The organism is Frondihabitans sp. PAMC 28766, assembly GCF_001577365.1.
GTDB lineage: Bacteria > Actinomycetota > Actinomycetes > Actinomycetales > Microbacteriaceae > Frondihabitans.
The window spans coordinates 3,788,855-3,810,055 of sequence record NZ_CP014513.1; the positions used below are offsets into that span (position 1 = coordinate 3,788,855).

Here is a 21,201-nt window from a genome sequence, read left to right on the forward strand (position 1 = left end):
TCATTGCCGGGTGAGCCGGCCCGGGGCCGCACTCTCGCTCGAGGATGCGGCCCCTCCATGGCCTGGATGCCGTCGACCACGACGGCTCACAAACGATTACGAAGCCTGCACTGAGAAGTTTCGGCTGAGCATCTGCTAGCCTCGGAGCCATGACCGAGCCCAGCGTCGACGACCCAACTGCGAGCGAGGTCGCCACCGATCTGCGCGTTCTCGTCAGCCGTCTCCAGCGGCGTCTCCGCGAGCTCGCCACGCCCGCCGACCTGTCGCCGTCCCAGACGTCGATCCTGAGCCGCCTGCTGACCTCGGGGCCGGCCACGGTCTCCGACCTCGCCCGCGCCGAGGGCGTGCGCCCGCAGTCGCTCGGCGCCACGATCGCCGTGCTCGAAGCCCAGGGCTACGTGACCGGGCACCCCGACCCGAACGACGGCCGGCGCACGATCCTGACCCTCACCGACGACGCCCGCGCCACCTTCCTCGCGAATCGCACGGCCAAGACCGACTGGCTGACGCGCCAGCTCGACGAGCGTCTCGGCGCTGACGAGCTGCGCCGCGCCGCCGACGGCATCCGGCTGGTCTGGCGCCTCATCGAGGCGGAGACGGAATCCGCACCGACCACCACAACCGCCCGCACCGTTCAGGAGAACGCATGACACTCACCACCCTCGACCCGATCACCGCACTCATCGTCGTGGACCTGCAGAAGGGCGTCGTCGGCATCCCGACGGCCCACCCGGTGGAGGGTGTCGTGGCGAACAGTCGCGCCCTCCTCGACGCGTTCCGCGCGAAGGGCCTCCCCGTCGTGCTCGTCAACGTCGACGGCGGAGCCCCGGGCCGCAACGAGGGCAGCGCGGGGCGCGCCGCCGTCCAGCGGCCGGCCGGCTGGGACGAGCTCGTCCCCGAGCTCGACCAGCAGCCGGCCGACCACACCGTCACGAAGCGCACCTGGGGCGCCTTCACCAACACCGACCTCGACGAGCACCTCAAGTCGCTCGGCGTGACCCAGGTGGTCGTGACCGGCATCGCGACGACGGCCGGCGTCGAGTCGACCGCCCGTCACGCACACGAGAACGGCTTCAACGTCACGTTCGCCACCGACGCCATGACCGACATGAGCGCCGAAGCTCACGACAACAGCGTCACGCGGGTCTTCCCACGGATCGGCGAAACCGGCACGACCGCACAGATCCTGGCGCTGCTCGCCTGATCCGTCAGGGCAGAATGTAGCCGGCGGCGGTGAAGAGGCGGCTCCACTCCTGACGCGTGAGCACCACGTCGGCGCCCGCCGCAGAGTCGCGCAGGTGCTCGATGCTGGTGGTGCCGAGCACGACCTGCATCTCGGCCGGGTGGCGGGTGATCCAGGCCACCGCGATCGCGGCCGGCGGCACCCCGTACTTCGCGCTCAGCTCGTCGAGCACGTCGTTGAGCTCTTTGTACGTCTCGCGGTCGCCGAGGAAGACGCCGTCGAAGAACCCCTTCTGGAAGGGCGACCAGGCCTGCAGCGTCATGCCGTGGATGCGGCTGTAATCGAGGATGCCGTAGTCGCGGCCGATGGCCTGGTCGTTGGCCTGCATGTTGGCCGTCACGCCCTGCGCGATGAGCGGGGCGTGCGTGATGCTCAGCTGCACCTGGTTGGCGACGAGCGGCTGGGTCACCGAGGTCTTCAGCAGGTCGACCTGAAGGGGCGTGTGGTTCGAGACGCCGAAGTGGCGCACCTTGCCCGACTTCTCGAGCTGGTCGAAAGCCGCGGCGACCTCGTCGGGCTCGACCAGCGGGTCGGGGCGGTGCAGCAGCAGGATGTCGAGGTGGTCGGTCTTGAGCGCCGCCAGCGACCCGTCGACCGACTCGAGGATGTGCTCGGTCGAGAAGTCCCAGTAGCCGTCGCGGATGCCGACCTTCGACTGGATCAGCACCTCGTCGCGCTGCGACGGAGAGAACGTCACGGCGTCGCCGAACCGCCTCTCGGCCGCGTGCGGCTCGCCGCCGTAGACGTCGGCGTGGTCGAAGAAGTTGATGCCGAGGTCGCGAGACGCGGTGACGAGGTCGCGGATCTCGTCGTCACTGAGCGGCATGATCCGCATCAGGCCGAGCACGATGGTGGAGGCGGGCAGCGGAACGGTGGGAAGCGTCGTTGTCTTCATGCCTCCATTCTTGCGCCCTTCGGATGAACGCTCGACGTGTCCCCTTTAGGGGGATAGAGTCTGTCCACCAATGAAGGTGAGACAGTGTCATGCGCGCATCCCGAAGTGCGGCAGCCGTCCTCGCCGTCACCGCCGTGCTCGCCTGCTCGGGGTGCTCGGCAGCGACGAGTGCGAGCCCTGCAGCGAAACCGACTGCTCACGCGGCCTCGGCGGCTACCAGCGTGAAGCGGGCTCTGGCATCCTGCGGCCTCTCGCCCACCACGCCGGGCGTCACCGTCGGCGACCGCGTGCTGCTCGGTTTCGTCACCGACCGCGGCGGCCGGCCGACGGGCATCGACCGCCTCGACGCGACTTGCGCCCTCGACGCCCTCGGGCTGCCGTCGACCGACCGCGCGCTGCTGCAGTCGACGAGCATCACCGGCGGCTTCCAGACCGTCGCCTGGTCGGGCTTCACGTCGACGTGGCGGTTCCGCGACACGCTCACGTTCGACATCGAGGTCTACTCGGCCGGATGACGCGCGGGCTGCGACCAGGGCATCCTGGTAGTGTCGATCAACAGTCGGCGGCGGGCACAGGAGTTTTTCAAACACGATGATGACGCTTCGAGTGGTAGTGGACCAGATCCTCGCCCCCGTGCCGGGCGGGATCGGTCGCTACACCGAAGAACTCACGCGTCAGATCATCAAGGTCGCCCCGCGGGGCTGCGACGTCGAAGGCATCGTCTCGGCCCACCCCCAAGAGGACTACGACCGCCTCGAAGACCGCGTGCCGGGGCTCGCGAGCCTCTACCGGTCGGTGCTCGGCCGCCGCGAGCTCTCGCTCGCCTGGCAGACCGGCACACTGGGGCTTCCCGGGCGCGGCATGGTGCACGGCACGAGTCTCTTCACCCCGCTCTACAAACACGACCGGTCTCTCGATCCGGCGACCCAGACGGCCGTCACGATCCACGACACCGTGCCATGGACGAACCCCGAGACCCTCACCGCACAGGGTGTGCGCTGGCACAAGGCCATGGCCAAGCGCGCATTCAAATACGCCGACGCGGTAGTGGTGCCGACGCACGCCGTGGCGTCCGAGCTCTCCGAGATCTTCGACTTCGGCGACCGCCTTCGCGTGATCGGCGGCGCCGTCAGCCCCGAGTTCGCCGTGCCCGCCGACGCCGACGAGATCGCCGACTCGCTGGGCCTCCCCGAGCGCTACGCCCTGAGCGTCGGCACGCTCGAGCCCCGCAAGGGCCTCGGGCCCCTCATCCGCGCCATGGCGCACCCCGACGCACCCGACATTCCGCTGCTCGTCGTCGGCCCCGAGGGCTGGGGCGACGTGAAGGTCGACGAGGTCGTCGCCCGCGCCGGCCTCGACCGGGCGCGCGTGCGCGTGCTCGGGCGGGTTCCGGATGCCACGCTGGCCGTGCTGCTGCAGCGCGCGTCGGTGTTCGTCTACCCGTCCATGGCCGAGGGCTTCGGGCTGCCCGTGGTGGAGGCACTCAGTCTCGGCACCCCCGTGGTGCACTCCGATGCGCCCGCCCTCGTCGAGGTGGCCGCCGGCGCAGGCATCGTCGTGCCGCGGGAGGACGCCGAGGGGTACCCCGAGCGGCTCGCGCAGGCCATGTTCCAGGTCGTCAACGACGTCGAGCTCTCGACGCGCCTCGGCATCATCGGCCTCGACCGGGCGCGGGCCTTCAGCTGGCGGGATTCGGCCGAGAAGGTCTGGCAGCTCCACGCCGAGATCTGACGGCGCCGGGGCGGCGCTTCGGGAGGAAGTCGCGCTTCGGGAGGAAGTCGCGCTTCGGGAGGAAGTCGCGCTTCGGGAGGAGTGCTGCGCTGGGCCGGAGGGAAACTGGCTGTTGTCGAGCGCCCCGGAGGACTACGGCCCCGAAGGCGCTGCCCCCGGAGGATCACGCCCGGCGTGTTCCTCCCTCCCGACGCGATCCTCCCGACGCGATCCTCCCTCCGCGACGCCTTGCCGGGAGGAACCGGCGCTCATCCCTCGCGGCCCGGGAGGAACCCAGCGTGCCTCAGGAGTTCGCGAGGAAGCCGGCGCACGCCGGAGAGGAAAACAGCGGCGGCAGCGCAGCCCCGAGAGGAAGTCGGGCCGGGTCCCGTCGGCAGGAGAGGATCGAGGGCGGCGCGCCCCAGCGCAGCGCCGGGCAACGCCGCGCAGCCCGGGCCGCAGCGGCTAGAGCGACGCCTTGAGGCGCGCGTTCTTCTCCTCGACGAGGTCGGCGAGGCGCGCGGCGTAGTCGCCGAGGCGCGCGGTGAGGGCCGGCTCGCCCGAGCCGAGGATGCGCGCCGCGAGCAGACCCGCATTGGCCGCCCCGCCGATCGAGACGGTGGCCACCGGGATGCCGGCGGGCATCTGCACGATCGACAGCAGCGAGTCGAGGCCGTCGAGCTTCGCGAGAGGTACGGGCACCCCGATCACGGGCAGAGTCGTCACCGACGCGAGCATGCCGGGGAGGTGCGCCGCACCGCCCGCGCCGGCGATGATGACGCGGACACCGCGGGAGGCGGCATCCTGCCCGAAGGAAATCATCTTGGTCGGCGTGCGGTGGGCCGAGACGACCTCGACCTCGTAGGCGACGCCGAACTCGGTGAGCACGTCGGCCGCCGACTTCATGGTCGGCCAGTCGGAGTCGGAGCCCATCACGAGCGCGACGAGGGGCGCGGCAGGACTGGCGGTGGCTGCAGGATCAACGACGTCGGTCACCCCGTCAGCCTACCGACCCCGCCGCGGCGACCCGAAGCACACGGCGGCCGGCGTCCCGACGAAAGGCGTTCGCGCGGGACGACTCCGGGTGCGCCTGAATTCAGGCGCGCCTGCGGGCGCCGCGCAGGTCTGCCTGAATTCAGGCGAACCTGTACATCGAAAAAAAGGGTTACACCCTCCCGGCGGCGGAACCCTGGCGACAGCCGGCGCAGAGCGCGAACCCGCGTCAGCCGACGAAGTGCTCCGCGGCAGCCCGCGCCCGGAAGACCACGTCATCGAGGTCGTCGCCGGTCGCGGTGACGTGGCCGACCTTGCGGCCGGGCCGCGGGTCTTTGCCGTAGTCGTGGATCTTCGCGCCGGGCTGGTCGGCCATGGCCGCGGGCAGGCGGTCGGCCATCGTGCCGGTGGCGGGGCCGCCGAGCACGTTCACCATGACGCTCCACGCCTCGTGCGTGCCGGTGTCGCCGAGCGGCAGGTCGAGCACGGCGCGGAGGTGCTGCTCGAACTGGCTGGTGGTCGAGCCGTCGATCGACCAGTGGCCGGTGTTGTGCGGTCGCATGGCGAGCTCGTTGATCAGGATGCGATCGTCGGTCGTCTCGAACAGCTCGACCGCCAGGACACCGGTGACGTCGAGCTCGGAGGCGACGGTGCGCGCGATCTGCTCGGCCATGTCGGCCACGTTGCCGGCCGAGGAGGGGGCCGGGGCGATGACCTCGGCGCAGACGCCGTCGCGCTGAATCGACTCGACCACGGGCCAGGCGACGATCTCGCCGCTCGAGCGGCGGGCCACCGACTGCGCCAGCTCGCGACGGAAGTCGACGAGCTCTTCGGCGAGCAGCGCGTCGCCGATGTCAGCGTGGCCGGACGCGAGCTCGGCAAACCAGTCGTCGACCTCCGAGGCGGCCCTCACGACGCGCACGCCCTTGCCGTCGTAGCCGCCGCGCGCCGTCTTCACCACGACGCGACCGCCGTGCTCGTCGAGGAACGCGGTGAGGTCGGCAGGAGACGAGAGGCGAGCCCAGTCGGGCACCGGCAGCCCCAGCGCCGACAGCCGCTCGCGCATGACGAGTTTGTCCTGCGCCACGAAGAGTGCCTCGGGCTTCGGATGCACCTGGACGCCTGCGTCCACGAGAGCCCGTAGCACCAACTGCGGCACGTGCTCGTGGTCGAACGTGATGACGTCGACCCCGCGGGCGAATGCCAGCACGGTGTCGGCGTCGTGGTAGTCGCCGACCTCGGTCGCGGCGAGCCTGGCCGACGACCCTTCGGTCTCGGCGAGCACCCGGATCTCGAGGCCGAGATGCACCGCCGGAGGAACCATCATGCGGGCGAGTTGCCCGCCGCCGATCACGCCAACCGTCAGTGCCATGCTCTCGTCTTCCCTCGTCAGGCCGAAGCCTCGTCCAGCGTATCGGAGCTGTCGCCGGTGCGGGTTCAGGCCGGGACACGCCACCTCCATGTCCTGTCTTGACAGGATGCAGACACTTCCCAAAGACTTCACACCGCGCACGGTTTCACATCGTGCAAACATGTGAGCGCTCACCGCCGAGTGCTTCGCGCGGGTCACCGGTCTCGACCGGCTCGCGGACCGTTGATACGAAGGAGTAACGATGGACCAAGATCAGCTGCACGAACAGATGGCGTCCGCCGTAGACCTGTCCCAGCCCGAAACGCCCGGTACCTCCCGTCGTGGTCTCCTTCGCGTCGGCGGCGCCGTCGGCCTCGGGGCGGCTGCCAGCGCGCTCCTCGCGGCCTGCACGTCGTCCGGAGGCGCCAGCGCCGCCGGAACCGGCCCGGGCGACTTCGCCAAGACCCCCGGCTTCAAGTTCACCTTCATCAACCACGTCACGACCAACACGTTCTTCCAGGCCACCCAGTACGGCCTTCAGGACGCCGCCGCAATGCTGGGCCTGCCGAAGCCGCAGTGGACGGGTTCGGAGACCTCCAACGTGTCGCAGATGGTCAGCGCCATGAACACCGCCATCACCGCGGGGGTCGACGGAATCGCCATCGCCCTCGTCGACGAGAAGGCGTTCAACGACCCGGTCAAGAAGGCCCTCGACGCCGGGATCCCAGTCGTCTCGTACAACGCCGACGTGACGAGCAACGCACGCCTCAACTACGTGGGGCAGGATCTCTACGCCTCCGGCCAGGCGATGGGCGAGCGCATCGCGACGCTCCTCCCGTCCGGCTCCAAGATCGCCATCTTCATCGCGACCCCCGGCTCGCTCAATATCCAGCCACGCGCCGACGGCGCGATCGCGGCACTCAAGGCCGCGGGCAAGGGCTACCAGGTCAAGCAGGTCGCCACCGGAGCCGACGAGGGCGCCGAGCAGACCGCCATCGACGCGTTCTACACCGGCAACAAGGACTACAAGGGCCTGTTCGCCGTCGACGCAGGGTCGACGCAGGGCGTCGGCAACGTGATGAAGAAGTACAACCTGCAGTCGTCGGGCTACTTCGGTGGCGGATACGACCTGCTGGCGACCACGATCACGTCGATCCAGAGCGGGATCCTGAACTTCACCATCGACCAGTCCGCCTACCTGCAGGGCTTCCTGCCGACGCTCTACCTCTACCTGTACAAGCTGTCGGGCACCCTCGTCGCACCGCCCTTCACGAACACCGGCCTGAAGTTCGTCACGAAAGACAATGTGACGCCCTATACGAAGCAGGCCAACCGGTTCGAGGGCTCGTCGGCCAAGCAGCTCTACATCAAGGCCTGACGCATGGCGATCGACCAAACAGCAGCACCGAGCGCCGCCACGTCGGGCGGGGGCGCCTCGCCCTCGCCCGCCACCGGGCCGTTCGCCCGCGCCGCAGCCGGGATCTTCCGGGTGCGCGAGTTGAGCGTGCTCATCGTCAACATCGTGCTCATCGCCTACTTCGCGATCGCGAACCCGTCGTTCCTCACCTCGGGCAACATCTCGAACATCGCGGACTTCTTCGCGGCGACCGCCATGATCGCTGCAGCCGAGGTGTTCCTGCTGATCTGCGGCGAGATCGACCTGTCGGCCGGTATGACGTTCGCGCTGATCCCGATCATCATGGTGACCCTGAACAACAACGGGATGCAGTTGTGGCTGGCGCTGATCGTCTCGCTGGTGATCGCGGCCGCCATCGGCCTCTTCAACGGCCTGGTGAACCAGTACATCAAGCTGCCGTCGTTCATCGCGACCCTCGGCACCCTGTATCTGCTCCACGGCATCGCGCTCACCATCGCTGGCAGCACGCCCCTTCCTGCTCCCACAGACGGCGCCCTCGTGGCGATCTTCGGGGGCGCGCAGTGGTCGGAGCTCGTCTGGGCGCTCGCGATCGGCCTGGTGCTGCACATCGTGCTCACCCAGACCCGCTACGGCGCCCACACCATCGCGACCGGTGCGAACATGCTCGGGTCGTCGGAGTCGGGCATCCGGGTCGGCTGGGTGAAGATCCGCGCGTTCATGCTGACGGCGGTGGTCGCCGGCATCGCGGGCATCCTCGACGGCACGCACATCGCCAAGTCGTTCGACCCCAACGCCGGCGGCAGCGACCTGATGTTCTCGGCCATCGCAGCCGCGGTCATCGGCGGAACTCTCCTGATCGGCGGCTCCGGCACCGTGATCGGCGCGCTGCTCGGCGCGCTGCTGCTGGCGGTCCTCGAGGACGGGTTCAACATCCAGGGAGTGAGCGCCACGACGTTCACGATCGTCGAGGGCGCGGCGATCCTGCTCGCGATGGCCCTGAACATCTATCTCGCGCGGTTCCGCCGGCGAGCGAAGGAGCAGTGACATGAGCGACGCGCAGCCCCTGGCCCTCGAGGCCCGCAACGTCTCGAAGAAGTTCGGGTCGGTGACAGCTCTGCAGGACATCAACCTCACCCTCGGCAAGGGCGAGGTGCTGGGCCTCATCGGCGACAACGGCGCCGGCAAGTCGACCCTGATCAAGATACTGACCGGGTTCCACCAGCCGTCGTCGGGCTCGCTCTACCTCGACGGGCAGCAGGTGACCCTGTCCGGGATCGCCGACGCCCGGGCGCGGGGCATCGAGACGGTCTTCCAGGATCTGGCGCTGATCAACACCCTGCCTGTCTACATGAACCTCTTCCTCAACAAGGAGCCGCGCATCGGCCCCTTCCTGCGGCGGTCGAAGATGCGGCAGGATGCCAGGCGCTATCTCGACGACATCGGCATCAGGATCGCGTCAGTCAACGACGAGGTCGCGAACCTCTCGGGCGGTCAGCGGCAGGCGATCGCCGTGGCCAGGTCGGTGTACTCGAACGCCAGCATTCTGCTGCTCGACGAGCCGCTGGCGGCCATGGGCGCCAAGGAGGGCGGGATCATCCTCGACCTGATCTCGATGCTGCGAGAGAAGGGCGACGTCTCGGTCATCCTGATCGCCCACAACTACACGCAGGTGTTCGACGTCTGCGACCGGGTCAACCTGCTGCAGCACGGTGAGATCACGCTCGACAAGAAGACGTCGGAGACGAGCGCCGAAGAGTTGCTCGACCTCGTCGCCAACGAGTACCGGCGAGGCGGCAGCCTGGCGGGCAATCGCGGGCAGCTGCTCGGAGAGGCTCGCGGGCCTGCCTGACGCGCGAGGCCGCGTGAGGCGGGCCCGGTCGCGCTCAGGGGCGCCCCAGACCCCGCAGCTCGAAGCCGGCTTCTCGCCACTCGGCGACGTTCAGGCAGTTCCGGCCGTCGACGACCTTCTTCTGCGCGACGGCGGCGGCGACCTCCGAAGGCACCAGATCGCGGAACTCCTGCCACTCCGTCAGCACGAGCAGGGCGTCGACTCCGGCATAGGCCTCCGCAGCGCTGCCGACCGTCACGAGCGACGGCAGGCTGCGCGTCGCGGTGCCGTTGGCCTCAGGATCGAAGGCGGTCACAGTCGCCCCCGCCTCGACGAGCTTCTTCACCACGTCGAGGGCCGGCGAATCGCGCACGTCGTCGGAATTCGGCTTGAAGGCCAGCCCCAGCACGCCGATCTTCGCGCCCTGGAGGTCGCCGACGAGCTCGCGGGTGAGGGTCACGACCCGCTCGCGGCGGCGCAGGTTGATGGCGTCGACCTGGCCGAGGAAGGCCAGCGTGTCGCTCAGGCCGAGCTCGTCGCCGCGGGCGCGGAACGCGCGGATGTCTTTCGGCAGGCAGCCGCCGCCGAAGCCGAGGCCGGCGTTCAAGAATTTGCGCCCGATGCGGGCGTCATGGCCGATGGCATCCGCCAGCTGGGTCACGTCGGCGCCGGTCGCCTCGGCGACCTCGGCCATCGCGTTGATGAACGAGATCTTCGTGGCGAGGAAGGCGTTCGCGCTGACCTTGACCAGCTCGGCGGTGGCGTAGTCGGTGACGATCTTCGGGGTGCCGGTCGCGAGCGCCGTGGCGTAGACCTCGTCGAGCTGCTCGGCGGCGCGCACACCCGGCTCGCCCGCCGGGACGCCGTAGACGAAGCGGTCGGGAGCCACGGTGTCCTGCACGGCGAAGCCCTCGCGCAAGAACTCGGGGTTCCAGGCCAGGTGGGCGCCGCTGCCCGCCCCCTCGATGATCCCCGCGAGGCGCGCCGCGGTGCCGACCGGCACGGTCGACTTGCCGACGACGAGGTCGCCCTCTGACAGGTAGGGCAGGAGGCCGTCGATCGCGGCGTTCACGTACGTCAGGTCGGCGGTGAAGCTGCCCTTCGTCTGAGGGGTGCCGACGGCGACGAAGTGCACGGTGGCATCCTGCGCCTGCGACATATCGGTGGTGAAGCGGAGGCGCCCCGTGGCGACCGCGCGGGTGAGCACCTCGGGCAGGCCCGGCTCGAAGAAGGGGGCGCGGCCGGCGGAGAGCTCCGAGACCTTGTGTTCGTCGACGTCGATGCCGACGACGTCGTGGCCGAGTTCAGCCATGCAGGCCGCATGAACGGCGCCCAGGTAACCGCATCCGATGACAGAGATTCGCACGGATCGACCCTAACGGACGGCGAGCGACGGTTTCGTCAGGCGCGGTACGAGAGGTTCACACCGTGCCGCCGTTCCAATACGTCGACGCGTCGGGTGGCATCGTCTGCTCCTGCTGGCGCATGCGGGCGACGGCCGAGATGTTCTCTTCCATCAGGTCGTGCAGCGTCGACTGCACCAGGTCGGCCGAGGGCACGTCCCACAGCACGACGGGCCGGTCCAGACCGGAGTTGATCAGCACGTCGCCCGAGCGGAAGAGACTCTGAATGCCGTTCTTCCGCACCGTCAGGTCGTAGCCGCGGGTGTGCATCAGCTCTTGCCGGGTGCGCACGAAGAGGCCGCGGCGGATCACGATGCGGCGCGTCGTGATCGTGTAGTGCCGCCCCAGCCAGGCGAGCAGCGGCAGCAGCCACAGCAGGATCACGAGCACGATCGCCACGATCGGCACGGCCTGGTTCATCCACGCGGAGGGCAGCCGACCAGCACCGAACGAGGCGAAGAAGCAGATCGCGACGAGCGCCACCGACGGCCAGAACAGCACCCGGGCGTGCGGCCGGAGGCGCGCGATCACCTGCTCGGGGTGCCTTCGCGGAAGGCGGGCTCATCGGCGGACATGCGTCATTCATACCTCAGGTGCGTCACGTCTCCGGCGGCAACCACGAGACTCTCGCCAGAGTCATCCTCCAGGACGACGAGGCGCCCGCCCTCGCCCAGCGCCTGAGCCAGACCGTGGCGCTTCGTGCCGTCGGGCAGCTCGACGCGGACGCGGCGGCCGACGGTCGCGCAGGCCGCGGTGACCGCGTCGCGCACGGCCCCTTCGCCGCCCGCGGCGAGCGCGTCGACGAGCGAGAACAGGCGCTCGAGGTAGGCCGCGAACACGGCGTCGCCGATGTCGTCCGCGCTGCCTTCGGCGCCCTCGATCGCGAGTGACGTCGAGGTGGGGGTGGGAAGGCGCTCGGGCGGGATCGTGAGGTTGATGCCGGAGCCCATCACGACGGCATCCGGCCGCCCGTCGACGATCACGAGGTCGGCGAGGAGGCCCGACACCTTGAGCCCCCGGATCTGCACGTCATTCGGCCACTTGAGCGTGACGTCGGCGTCGGGCAGGAGACCGCCGATCGCGCCGTGCAGAGCGGTGCCGGCGAGCAGCGGGAACCAGGCCCAGTCGTCGTCGCCGAGCGGCTCGCCGCCGGATCTGCGCGGCCGCAGCAGCACGCTGGCCGCGAGCGTCTGGCCGGCCGGCGACGACCAGGCGCGATCGAGGCGACCTCGGCCGGCTCGCTGGTCGAGGGAGGCGATGACGGCGCGATCGGGCAGCGCCCCCGCCTCGGCCACCAGGTCGGTGTTGGTCGAGCCCGTCGTCACGCGGTAGTCGAAGTGGCCGCTGACGGCGGACGAGATCGGAAAGACGGAGGAGGTCACCAGCCGAGCCCCCGCAGTGCCGCGAGGACGCGCGCGCTGCCCTCGACGCGCTGCGTGAGAGCCGTCTCGCCGGGAGTCCCTCTGAAGTCATCGATGTCGTAGCCGTCGCAGCGGACGACTGCCCGCGGTGTTCCGAGATCCGTCACGGAGTCTCCCCATCCCTCGAGGTGGTCGCCGGGCGTCGGCCCGGTCGCCACGATCACGTAACCTACCCGGGCATCGCGGTAGGCAGCCAGGTTCACGAGCCACGGGTAGACCGTGAAGTCGGAGTTCACCTGCAGCACGTCGACGTCGGCTCCGCCGTACGCCTCCAACGGCCGGCCGGTCCAGAACTGCGCGACGCCGGCGACGTCTTTGCCCCGGGCCCAGTTCGTCAGGCAGCCGGCCGCAGGATCACCGAGAGATCGCCCGGCCGCCACGACGCGCCCCGCACCCGGCACGACCAGCACGACCGTGAGCAACAGCACGACCGCCACCCCGGCGACCACGGCCGGCACCCGGCGGCCCCGGCCCTGCTGCCCCTTTCGGCCCTGCTCCTGCTCGCGGCCCTGCACCCGTTCGCGCCAGGCCCGCGGCCGACGATGCACCAGCGCATCGGCCACCAGCGCGGCGAGAGCGACGATCGGCGTGAACATGAGCGGCATGGCATACCGGGTCGAGAGGCTCCCCGTGACCAGGAGCCCCACGGGCACCACCACGACGGTGGCGACGACGACGAGGCCCGCGACGGTGGCCGGGTCGCGGCGGCCGCGAGTGAGGCGGCCGATGGTGAGCACCACGACGGCCACGGTCAGCAGGATCCCGACGGCGGCTTCCACCACTCCCCCGGGCGTCTGCACGAGCACGGCTGCCGAGTCGCCGAAGAAGCGCAGGCTCGCGGCCCCGCCGCCGAAGCGGAGGTACTCCGTCTTGTCGGCGATGATGAAGCGCTGCAGCGGCTCCCGCCCCAGATAGCCGACACCCGCGCCGACGAGGAGGGCGGCAGCGGCGGTCACGGGCCGTCGGGGGCCGGAGCGGGTGCGGGCCGGCGTGAAGCGTGTGAGCAGCGCGAGTGCGCCGAGCGCCACCACGAGGGGCGCGGTGGCCCACAGCACGAAGAGGGGATTCGACAGGGTCGCCAGCGCAGACAGGAGTGCGAGAGCGATGGGAGCGACCCGCATCCTGCGCCTCGTCGTGATCCTGCCGCCCGGCACTCCCGCCAGGTGGAGCGTCAGCCCGATCGCGGCCACGAGGGCCATGACCGTGCCCGAATAGTAGGTCGTGGTGAGGTAGAGCGACGCGATCTCGCCCGAGTTGCCGCCGGGCCGCGTCTCGAGCAGCGAGAGCACCGAGAAGAGCGCGGTGGCGCTGAGGGCGGCGGCGACTCCGACGCCCGCGCGGCCCGGGGCGACGCGCCCCGTCACGGCCCGAAGCAGGCCGTACAGGATCACGACGTTGACGACCCCGCTCACCAGGAGGGCCGCCGCCACGGTCGACGTCACGGCGGCGGCCGCGAGATACAGCGGCAGCTCGGGGAAGACGAAGAGCACCGGCGACATGCCCCACTCGATCGGCTGGCCGCGCTCGAACGACTGCTTGATCATCGGCAGCAGCACCGTGTCGCCGTCGTCGAGCAGCAGGGCACGCTTGGCTCCGCCGAGGGCGTGCGCGAGCAGGATGACGGCCCAGGCGGCTGACAGGATCAGACCCAAGGCTTCGACCGCGACGCGTGGGCGCGGTTTCATGGGCACGTTCGGAGAGTAGCCGAAGTCGTCAGGGGACGAGGTTCGGGCCGCAGACTTGGCAGGTTCCTCCACCGTGTCGCGACTCGGCGGTTAGTAGGGTGGACGCCGTGACTCCAGACTCCACCACCGAGCCCGACATGGCGACCACCGCCGGCAAGATCGCCGACCTCAAGAACCGCTTCCACGACGCAGTGACCGGCCCGAGCGAAGCCGCCGTCGCCAAGCAGCACGCCAAAGGCAAGAAGACGGCGCGCGAGCGCATCGAACAGCTGCTCGACGACGGCTCGTTCGTCGAGCTCGACGAATACGTGCGACACCGCACGACGGCATTCGGAATGGACGCCAAGCGGCCCTACGGCGACTCCGTCGTCTCCGGCACGGGCACGATCGGCGGCCGCAACGTCGCCGTCTACTCGCAGGATTTCACCACCTTCGGCGGGTCGCTCGGCGAGGTCGCCGGCGAGAAGATCATCAAGGTGATGGAGCTCGCACTGCGCACCGGGGTGCCCATCATCGGCATCCTCGACTCGGGCGGGGCCCGCATCCAGGAAGGCGTCGTCGCCCTCGGCAAGTACGGCGAGATCTTCAAGCTGAACACCGCCTCGTCGGGCGTGATCCCCCAGATCTCGATCATCATGGGCCCCGCGGCCGGCGGCGCGGTCTACTCGCCAGCCCTCACCGACTTCGTGATCATGGTCGACAAGACCTCGCAGATGTTCGTGACCGGGCCCGACGTCATCAAGACGGTCACCGGCGAAGACGTCGGGTTCGAAGAGCTCGGCGGCGCCCTCACGCACAACAAGATCTCGGGCGTCTCGCATTACCTCGCGAGCGACGAGGACGACGCGCTCGACTACGTCGCGACCCTCCTCGGCTACCTGCCCGACAACAACCTCTCCGACCCGCCGGTGTTCGACCTCGCGCCCGAGATGGAAACCACCGACGCCGATCGCGCACTCAACACGCTGATCCCCGACTTACCCAACCAGCCGTATGACATGCTCACCGTCATCGAGCACATCCTCGACGACGGCGAATTCCTCGAGGTGCAGCCGCTCTTCGCCCCCAACATCGTCATCGGCCTGGGCCGCGTCGAAGGGCGCTCCGTCGGCATCATCGCCAACCAGCCCAACGTGATGGCCGGCACGCTCAACATCGACGCCGGCGAGAAGGCGGCGCGGTTCGTGCGATTCTGCGACGCGTTCTCGATCCCGATCCTGACGCTCGTCGACACCCCCGGCTTCCTGCCCGGCACCGACCAGGAGTGGACGGGCATCATCCGCCGCGGTGCCAAGCTGCTCTACGCCTACGCCGAGGCCACGGTGCCGCTCGTCACAGTCATCACCCGCAAGGCCTACGGCGGGGCGTACATCGTGATGGGCTCGAAGCAACTCGGCGCGGACATCAACCTCGCGTGGCCGACGTCGGAGATCGCCGTCATGGGCGGGCAGGGCGCTGTCAACATCCTCTACCGCTCCGAGATCAAGCGCGCGACCGACTCGGGCGAAGACGTGCACGCGGTGCGCACGAAGCTCGCCAACGACTACACCTACAACGTGGCGTCGCCCTTCCTCGCCGCCGAGCGGGGCGAGCTCGACGGCATCATCGAGCCGGCCGCCTCGCGCACCGCCGTGATCAAGGCCCTGCGGGCGCTCCGCACCAAGCGCGCCACGCAGCCGACGAAGAAGCACGGGAACATCCCGCTGTGAGCGGCAAGCACTCGGCCTCGGCGGCGGGCGACGCGGCGTCCGAGGGGGCTGCGGTCGCGTCTGCCCCGGCTGCCGCCGAGGAGGCGACCGGCGCCGACCCGACGATCCGTGTGGTCGCCGGCGATCCGACCGACGCCGAGCTGGCCGCAGTGACGGCCGTGCTCGCGGCCCTCGCCGCCGAAGAGGCCGCGAACGCCGCCGCGCGTCTCTCGCGGCCCCAGGTCGAGTCGGCGTGGTCGCAGTCGCGTCGACCTCTCCGTCAGCCCGTCCACGCGGGCCCCGAACAGTGGCGGCGCTATCCGGCATGACCGGTTCCGGTCGTCGAGTCGATCCGTCCAAACTTGCTCGTTTTGTCCCCCGTTCGGGTGCCGCGGGGGGCATCAGGCCCGTCGGGATCCCCAGAACGGGGGGCATTCCTCTGTCAGGCACCCGGCGTTTTGCCCCCCACTGTCCCCCTAAATGACGACTATCTCGGGGGGCACGCTTTGGGCATTATTGCTTGTGCTAGGTGTTTCTCTCAGAGATACACCACCGAACGGGGCCTACTAGGGTAAGCGGGCCTCACTGTTCGGGGGCGAGTCAGGGTTGCATTCGGGTTGTCGCCCTGACTCGGGGCTTTAGCAGGGTCGGACCTTCGGGGGTCCGGCCCTCTTCCCGTTAACGGGCGCTGCGCGCGCGCCGTGCCTCAGTTCTGCCCGGCAGGATTTCCGCCCGGCAGGGCTCCCTCCCGCCGGGCGGGAGGAGAACGGCCGCACAGCTCCTCCCAGGGCCGCGCTACCCCTGCGGTGTTCCTCCCCGCGCGCCGAATACCGTCGAGCACCCTCCCCGCCTCGCGCGCCATCCTCCCGGCGGCGCACTTCCTCCCGGCAACACTTCCTCCCGGCAGCAATTCCTCCCGTCGCACCGCCCGGGCCGGTCCGGCCAGCCCCTGAACCGAGTGCGTGGATTCCGGGTCGAGAGCCGCCCCCCGCGACCGGATTCCACGCACTCGCGAGCCGCGGCCAGTGCCGGTCTCGGCGAGAGGGCGCAAACGCACCCCGAGTCGCCCTCAGGCGTGCGTCTGTGCCCTCTCGATGCCCGAGCGGAGGGCCAGAGCCGACCAGGGCCCAAGCTCAGGCCAGGGCCCAAGCTCAAGCCACGGCCCAGTCTCAGGCGTCGACAGACTCCCGCGGCACCGACGAGCGCGGGATCTGCAGCCAGAGGCTGACCTCGTCCTCGCCGTCGTCATCGTCATCGTCGTCGAACTCGTCGAACTCGCCGGAGTCGGCATTCGCGTGGCTCGACCCCAGGGTCGACGACTGCAGGTCTTCGCTCGAGAGGCCGACGACGGTGACGGCGTACTCGCTGCCGACCGAGACGGTGCGGATGATGAGTCGGTCGGCTGAGGCGTCGCGGATGGCGTCGGCCAGCTCGCGGTGCACACGCTCGAGCTCGGCGTCGTCGATGTCGTCGATGCCGCCCTCGTCGAGGAGGCTCACCACCGTGCCGCGGCGGCGCGCGGCCATGACCTCGCGGCGAACGTCGTCGCTCAGCAGACGGCGACCCCGGATCTCGTCGCGGATGGCGCCCTCGAGGTTGAGGCACTCCTGGCGCTCTTCCGGCGAGAGATCGCCGCCGGTCGCGACGATCCGCTGCAGCATGGGGCGCGCGGTGCGGCCGGTCTGCAGCAGCCGGAACTGCCGCTCGTTGACGTGGGCCTCTTGGGCGGCCTGCCAGTCGGCGGCCTCCTGCTCGGCGCGGATGAACTCGCGCGTATCGCGGCTGGCGCGTGAGAGAGTCGCCTGCAGGGCGTGCGAGATGGCCACCCAACTGACGCTGCCGACCACGCCGAGATTCGCGAGCTCGGCGAAGTTACCGCTCCAGATGACGGAGTGCAACACCAAGAATCCGACGCCGACCCACGCGAAACCCTGCCGGCGCCGGGTCGACACGATCACCATCAGCGTGCCGACTGCGGCGACGTACCAGGTGGCGTAGCCGTTGCCCCCGGCGCGGTGCGGGTCGAGCTGCGACGCGACGGCGAGCGGCAGGATCACGGCGACGGCGAGCGCGAGGCACGCCATCCACACCGGCAGCAGGAGGTTCTTCGACTTGTCGGGCCAGAGCACGACGGCGGTCGCGACGGCGTAGAGCACCATGCAGACGATGACGGGCACAGGGTCCGACGGGATCGACAGCGACACCGCGGCGAGCAGCAGGTGGTACAGCGAGAACAGCGCGGCGAGCCCGACGGGGAGCCACCGGGGCAGCTTGACGTTCACGAGGCCTCCTCGTGGATCTCGCTGACGACGACGGCCGGGCGCGGCTCGGATCGGGGCCAGCTCAGGTGGATGACCGTGCCGGAGCCGGTCTTGGTGTGGATGTCGGCTTCGCCGCCGGCGTTGGCGAGTCGCTCGGTGATCGAGACGCGCACGCCCAGTCGTTCGCCGGGCACGGCGCTCGGGTTGAAGCCCGACCCGGTGTCGCCCACTTCGACGGTGACGCGCTCCTTCGCCCAGTTGACGCTGACCCAGCGCTCGACGGCGTCGCCGCCGGCGTGCTGGACGCTGTTGACGACGGCCTGCACGGCGGCCGAGTAGAGCGCCTCGGCGGCTCCGGCGGGGATGGTGTGCTCGTCGAGGCCTTTTGCCCGGATCTCGACGTTCGCTCCGAGGTTCTCGATGAAGACCCGGATGCGGTCACGCATCGACGAAAGGCTCGTCGACGACTCGTCGAAGGGCGTGACGCTGGCCGCGCTGGTCAGGTGCGACATCGCGTTCCTGGCCATCGTGGTGGCGAGGGCACGCTCGTCGGGCGAGAAGGCCCGAGCGGCGGAGATGAAGGTGGTGAGCACGCTGTCGTGCACGATCGCGTCGACCTGCACTCGCTCGAGCTCGGTGGCGTGCTCTCGGATCGCGCCGGAGTAGCGGGCCACGGCCATGTTCTGCGCCGAGTCGACCGAGGCCGACGCTTGCCGCAGCAGAGTGATCAGGATCAGGACGGCGCCACCCAGGATGATCGAGTACGCAGCGTCCAGACCGGCGCGCAGGAACCCTGCCTCACCGCCCGACGGGGTCAGCCGGATCAGCCCGTAGATGACGGGCGCGAGAAAAAGGTAGCCGGTCGCGACCCAGAGCGAGAACGCGATGGCGGCGGCCGAGGTGGCCACCGTGACGAGATACCAGAGCCACGGCACCTGAGGCTGGACGGTGCCGGGATCCTGCACCGCCAGCGGCCAGGTGATCAGCGCGACCAGGAAGGAGATCGCGACGAAGGCAGCAGCCGTCTCGATGCCGCGCATGAGCACGCTGGCAAGACCGACGACGAGAATGCCGCCGAAGACGGCGATCGAGATGATCCAGCCCCAGGCGAGTTGCATGCTGTTCTGCTCGGAGAGCACGAACGGGATGGCCTGGAGGCCGAAGACGACGCCCAGCGCGGCGAGTGCGCGCGCGAAGATCTTGTCGAGGAGGGGCCCGCTGATCGGATTGCGGGCCGGCCTCGGCCGAAGAGAAGAGGGAACCCCGGAGGGTCCGTCAGCGGCCATCGCCGCCGTCCGCATCCAGACCCGGCAGGATCCCGTCTTCGACCGCTCGTCGGAGCAGGTCGACCTTCGTCGGGGCGGGGCGGCCGACCTCGACGTACTTCACGCGGATGCGGTCGAGATACTCGCGGGCCGTCGAGTAGCCGATGCCGAGCTGCTGCGCGGCGAGCTTGAGTGGCAGGCCCGAGGCGTACAGGTGCAGGATCTCGCGCTCGCGCCGACCCAGCTGGGCCTTGGCGAAATCGCGGTCGGCGTCGATCGCGCTCGCCCACTCGAGGTTGTTGAGCACGTCGCCGCGGGCGACGGTCGCGACGGCGGCCATGACGGTCTTGGTCGCGGACGACTTGGGGATGACGCCGGCGGCACCGGCGGCGAGGGCCTCGCGCACGCTGGCGACGCGGTCGGCGATCGAGTGCACGAGCACGGCCGAGCCGGTGGCCTGCACCCGCTTGACGTTCTCGGTGACGGTCGAGCCGTCGCCGAGCGACAGGTCGAGCACCACGACGTCGACCTCGCGGCCGGCGAGGTTGTCGACGAACTCCTGCACGCCGGCGGCCGTGAGGATGACGTCGAAGCCGGCGTTCTGGCAGGCGGCCTGAATGCCGAGTCGCACGGACTCGTGGTCGTCGACAATGGCTACACGTACCTGGCGAGCGCTGTCCTGGCGTGCTGGCGCGTCGCCGGAGCTGGTGCCAGCTTCGGTGTTCGTGGCTACAGTGGTCGGGTCCGTCGTGGATTCTGGCACGATCATCCTTCGTTCGATGGGCGCGTCGGGTCCCTGATTCCCGGGCGTCACACCCGAAATCTTATCGGGCCGCTGGGCGCTCAGCGGATCAGGCGCACCACGGTTTCAAGATGGTGCGTGTGCGGGAACAGGTCGAAGGCCCGGATGGCCTCGAGGTGGTAGCCGCGCTCGGCGAAGAACGCGACGTCCCGAGCCAGGGCGACTGGATCGCATGCGACATAGACGACCTGGGCCGGTTCGATGGACGTTATCTCGTCGACAACGGCCCTGCCAGCCCCCGACCGGGGTGGGTCGAGCAGAATCGTCGACGCGGCCAGGCGCGAGCGGTCGATGCCGGTGGCTTTCGAGTGCTCGCGGATCCAGCGCTCCACGCGCCCCGTCACGGCGCTGGCGCCGATCCACTCCTGGAGGTTCTCGGAGGCGTGGTCGGTGGCCCGCGAGTCGCTCTCGACGCTGGTGATTCGCGTCGCCTGGCCGAAGCGGTCGCCGATCGCCGCGGCGAGGAGGCCCACGCCGCCGTAGAGGTCGAGATTCGCGGCGCGAGGGTCGAAGAGGGCCGGGTCGACGAGATCCTGCACCGCCTCGGTCAGCGTGGTCGCCGCCCCGTGGTGCACCTGCCAGAAGCCGGCGTCGTCGAGCCTGAACTCGCGATCCCCCACCCGCTCGACGATGGTCGTGCGGGCCTGGTCGCCGATGATCAAGCGCGCGCCGCCCTCCGACGCCTCGAGCACGTCGACGCGCTCCTCGCCGACGAAGAGCTGATCGAGCGGGGCGGCCTCGGCGAGCGCGGCAGTCGCCAGCGGGAGGTCGTCGACAGTCACGACGGTGTGCGAGCGCGCGGCGTACGGGCCGACACGGCCGTCGCCGTCGACGTGCAGGCTGACGCGGGTGCGCCAGCCGAGACCCTTCGCCTCCACGTCGCCGGCGACCGGCTCCACCTCGACGTCCACGTCGAGCTTCGCGAACCGCTGCATCGCCTCGGTCAGCACCTGCTTCTTGAGGGCGCGCTGGTGCGACAGCTCGATGTGGCCGAACTCGGCGCCTCCCGCACGGACGGCAGGATCCCGATCGATGGACGCTGCCCCCCACACGTGCTCCTGGCGGTGAGGAGACGCCTCGACGACCTCGACCGCATCGGCTCGCCAGAACGCCTTCTTGCGGTCGTCGGTGACCCGCGCCACCACTCGCTCGCCGGGGATGGCGTCGGTCACGAAGACGACGCGCCCGTCGAGGCGCGCCACGCTGATGCCTCCGTGCGCAATCCCGGTGACGTCGAGCTCGACGTCCTTCCCCTGCATGTCTCCCATGGCTCCAGTG

At 69.9% G+C, this 21,201-nt stretch carries 20 protein-coding genes; 9 read left to right on the forward strand and 11 right to left on the reverse strand.

Annotated features, from left to right (window positions below; genetic code table 11):
• The first annotated feature begins 149 nt into the window (after positions 1-149).
• Positions 150-650 carry a MarR family winged helix-turn-helix transcriptional regulator gene (locus AX769_RS18150; protein WP_066282067.1) on the forward strand — a complete coding sequence of 167 codons (501 nt, stop codon included), beginning with the start codon at positions 150-152 and terminating at the stop codon, positions 648-650.
• Positions 647-1,204 (forward strand): isochorismatase family cysteine hydrolase, encoded by a 558-nt coding sequence (locus AX769_RS18155; protein WP_066282069.1) that lies wholly within the window; start codon positions 647-649, stop codon positions 1,202-1,204. Before AX769_RS18150 ends, AX769_RS18155 begins: the two co-directional genes overlap by 4 nt.
• Positions 1,205-1,208: 4 nt before the next feature.
• Here AX769_RS18155 and AX769_RS18160 read toward each other — a convergent pair whose 3' ends face one another.
• The gene (locus tag AX769_RS18160) at positions 1,209-2,138 is read right to left on the reverse strand and encodes an aldo/keto reductase family oxidoreductase (protein WP_066282070.1); all 930 of its coding nucleotides are present in this window, start codon (positions 2,136-2,138) and stop codon (positions 1,209-1,211) included.
• Positions 2,139-2,227: 89 nt separating this feature from the next.
• Here AX769_RS18160 and AX769_RS18165 point away from each other — a divergent pair, with 89 nt between their 5' ends.
• On the forward strand, positions 2,228-2,653 hold the full coding sequence (locus tag AX769_RS18165; protein WP_066282071.1) for a hypothetical protein: 426 nt from the start codon (positions 2,228-2,230) through the stop codon (positions 2,651-2,653).
• Between the two features lie 76 nt (positions 2,654-2,729).
• Positions 2,730-3,869 (forward strand): glycosyltransferase family 1 protein, encoded by a 1,140-nt coding sequence (locus AX769_RS18170; RefSeq protein WP_066282072.1) that lies wholly within the window; start codon positions 2,730-2,732, stop codon positions 3,867-3,869.
• Positions 3,870-4,313: 444 nt separating this feature from the next.
• Here the strand turns inward: AX769_RS18170 and purE are convergent, their stop codons facing one another.
• Positions 4,314-4,781, reverse strand: coding sequence for a 5-(carboxyamino)imidazole ribonucleotide mutase (gene purE / locus AX769_RS18175; protein WP_066283971.1), 468 nt, complete (start codon positions 4,779-4,781; stop codon positions 4,314-4,316).
• 289 nt (positions 4,782-5,070) lie between these two features.
• A complete protein-coding gene (locus AX769_RS18180) occupies positions 5,071-6,213 on the reverse strand; it encodes a 5-(carboxyamino)imidazole ribonucleotide synthase (RefSeq protein ID WP_066282074.1) in 1,143 nt (380 codons plus the stop codon).
• 241 nt (positions 6,214-6,454) lie between these two features.
• Here AX769_RS18180 and AX769_RS18185 point away from each other — a divergent pair, with 241 nt between their 5' ends.
• From AX769_RS18185 to AX769_RS18195, 3 genes are read left to right on the forward strand one after another with little or no spacing between them, the layout of a single operon-like run.
• Positions 6,455-7,570, forward strand: a complete 1,116-nt coding sequence (locus tag AX769_RS18185; RefSeq protein WP_082763921.1) for a substrate-binding domain-containing protein — start codon at positions 6,455-6,457, stop codon at positions 7,568-7,570.
• Positions 7,571-7,573: 3 nt separating this feature from the next.
• Positions 7,574-8,614, forward strand: coding sequence for an ABC transporter permease (locus tag AX769_RS18190; protein ID WP_082763922.1), 1,041 nt, complete (start codon positions 7,574-7,576; stop codon positions 8,612-8,614).
• 1 nt (position 8,615) lies between these two features.
• Positions 8,616-9,419 carry an ATP-binding cassette domain-containing protein gene (locus tag AX769_RS18195; RefSeq protein WP_066282076.1) on the forward strand — a complete coding sequence of 268 codons (804 nt, stop codon included), beginning with the start codon at positions 8,616-8,618 and terminating at the stop codon, positions 9,417-9,419.
• Between the two features lie 34 nt (positions 9,420-9,453).
• Here AX769_RS18195 and AX769_RS18200 read toward each other — a convergent pair whose 3' ends face one another.
• From AX769_RS18200 to AX769_RS18215, 4 genes are read right to left on the reverse strand one after another with little or no spacing between them, the layout of a single operon-like run.
• The gene (locus AX769_RS18200; protein WP_066282078.1) at positions 9,454-10,764 is read right to left on the reverse strand and encodes a UDP-glucose/GDP-mannose dehydrogenase family protein; all 1,311 of its coding nucleotides are present in this window, start codon (positions 10,762-10,764) and stop codon (positions 9,454-9,456) included.
• Between the two features lie 55 nt (positions 10,765-10,819).
• A complete protein-coding gene (locus tag AX769_RS18205) occupies positions 10,820-11,332 on the reverse strand; it encodes a PH domain-containing protein (RefSeq protein WP_239451847.1) in 513 nt (170 codons plus the stop codon).
• A gap of 47 nt (positions 11,333-11,379) precedes the next feature.
• Entirely contained in the window at positions 11,380-12,183 is an 804-nt protein-coding gene (locus AX769_RS18210) for a biotin--[acetyl-CoA-carboxylase] ligase (RefSeq protein ID WP_066282079.1), read from the reverse strand.
• Positions 12,180-13,913, reverse strand: coding sequence for a hypothetical protein (locus tag AX769_RS18215; protein WP_157887720.1), 1,734 nt, complete (start codon positions 13,911-13,913; stop codon positions 12,180-12,182). Before AX769_RS18215 ends, AX769_RS18210 begins: the two co-directional genes overlap by 4 nt.
• A 131-nt stretch (positions 13,914-14,044) precedes the next feature.
• On the opposite strand from AX769_RS18215, the gene AX769_RS18220 reads away from it, so the two are divergent.
• Both AX769_RS18220 and AX769_RS18225 read left to right on the forward strand, forming a co-directional pair.
• A complete protein-coding gene (locus AX769_RS18220; protein ID WP_066283984.1) occupies positions 14,045-15,616 on the forward strand; it encodes an acyl-CoA carboxylase subunit beta in 1,572 nt (523 codons plus the stop codon).
• Positions 15,613-15,924, forward strand: a complete 312-nt coding sequence (locus tag AX769_RS18225) for an acyl-CoA carboxylase epsilon subunit (RefSeq protein WP_066282083.1) — start codon at positions 15,613-15,615, stop codon at positions 15,922-15,924. The genes AX769_RS18220 and AX769_RS18225 overlap by 4 nt, the downstream gene beginning before the upstream one ends.
• Before the next feature lie 840 nt (positions 15,925-16,764).
• On the opposite strand, the gene AX769_RS18230 is transcribed toward AX769_RS18225, so the two are convergent.
• From AX769_RS18230 to AX769_RS18245, 4 genes are all read right to left on the reverse strand, one after another.
• The gene (locus tag AX769_RS18230; RefSeq protein WP_066282085.1) at positions 16,765-17,877 is read right to left on the reverse strand and encodes a hypothetical protein; all 1,113 of its coding nucleotides are present in this window, start codon (positions 17,875-17,877) and stop codon (positions 16,765-16,767) included.
• Positions 17,874-19,142, reverse strand: coding sequence for a sensor histidine kinase (locus AX769_RS18235; protein WP_157887721.1), 1,269 nt, complete (start codon positions 19,140-19,142; stop codon positions 17,874-17,876). Before AX769_RS18235 ends, AX769_RS18230 begins: the two co-directional genes overlap by 4 nt.
• Positions 19,132-19,773, reverse strand: a complete 642-nt coding sequence (locus tag AX769_RS18240) for a response regulator transcription factor (RefSeq protein ID WP_066283985.1) — start codon at positions 19,771-19,773, stop codon at positions 19,132-19,134. The genes AX769_RS18235 and AX769_RS18240 overlap by 11 nt, the downstream gene beginning before the upstream one ends.
• 191 nt (positions 19,774-19,964) lie before the next feature.
• Positions 19,965-21,191 (reverse strand): class I SAM-dependent RNA methyltransferase, encoded by a 1,227-nt coding sequence (locus AX769_RS18245; RefSeq protein ID WP_066282088.1) that lies wholly within the window; start codon positions 21,189-21,191, stop codon positions 19,965-19,967.
• Between the last annotated feature and the right edge of the window lie 10 nt (positions 21,192-21,201).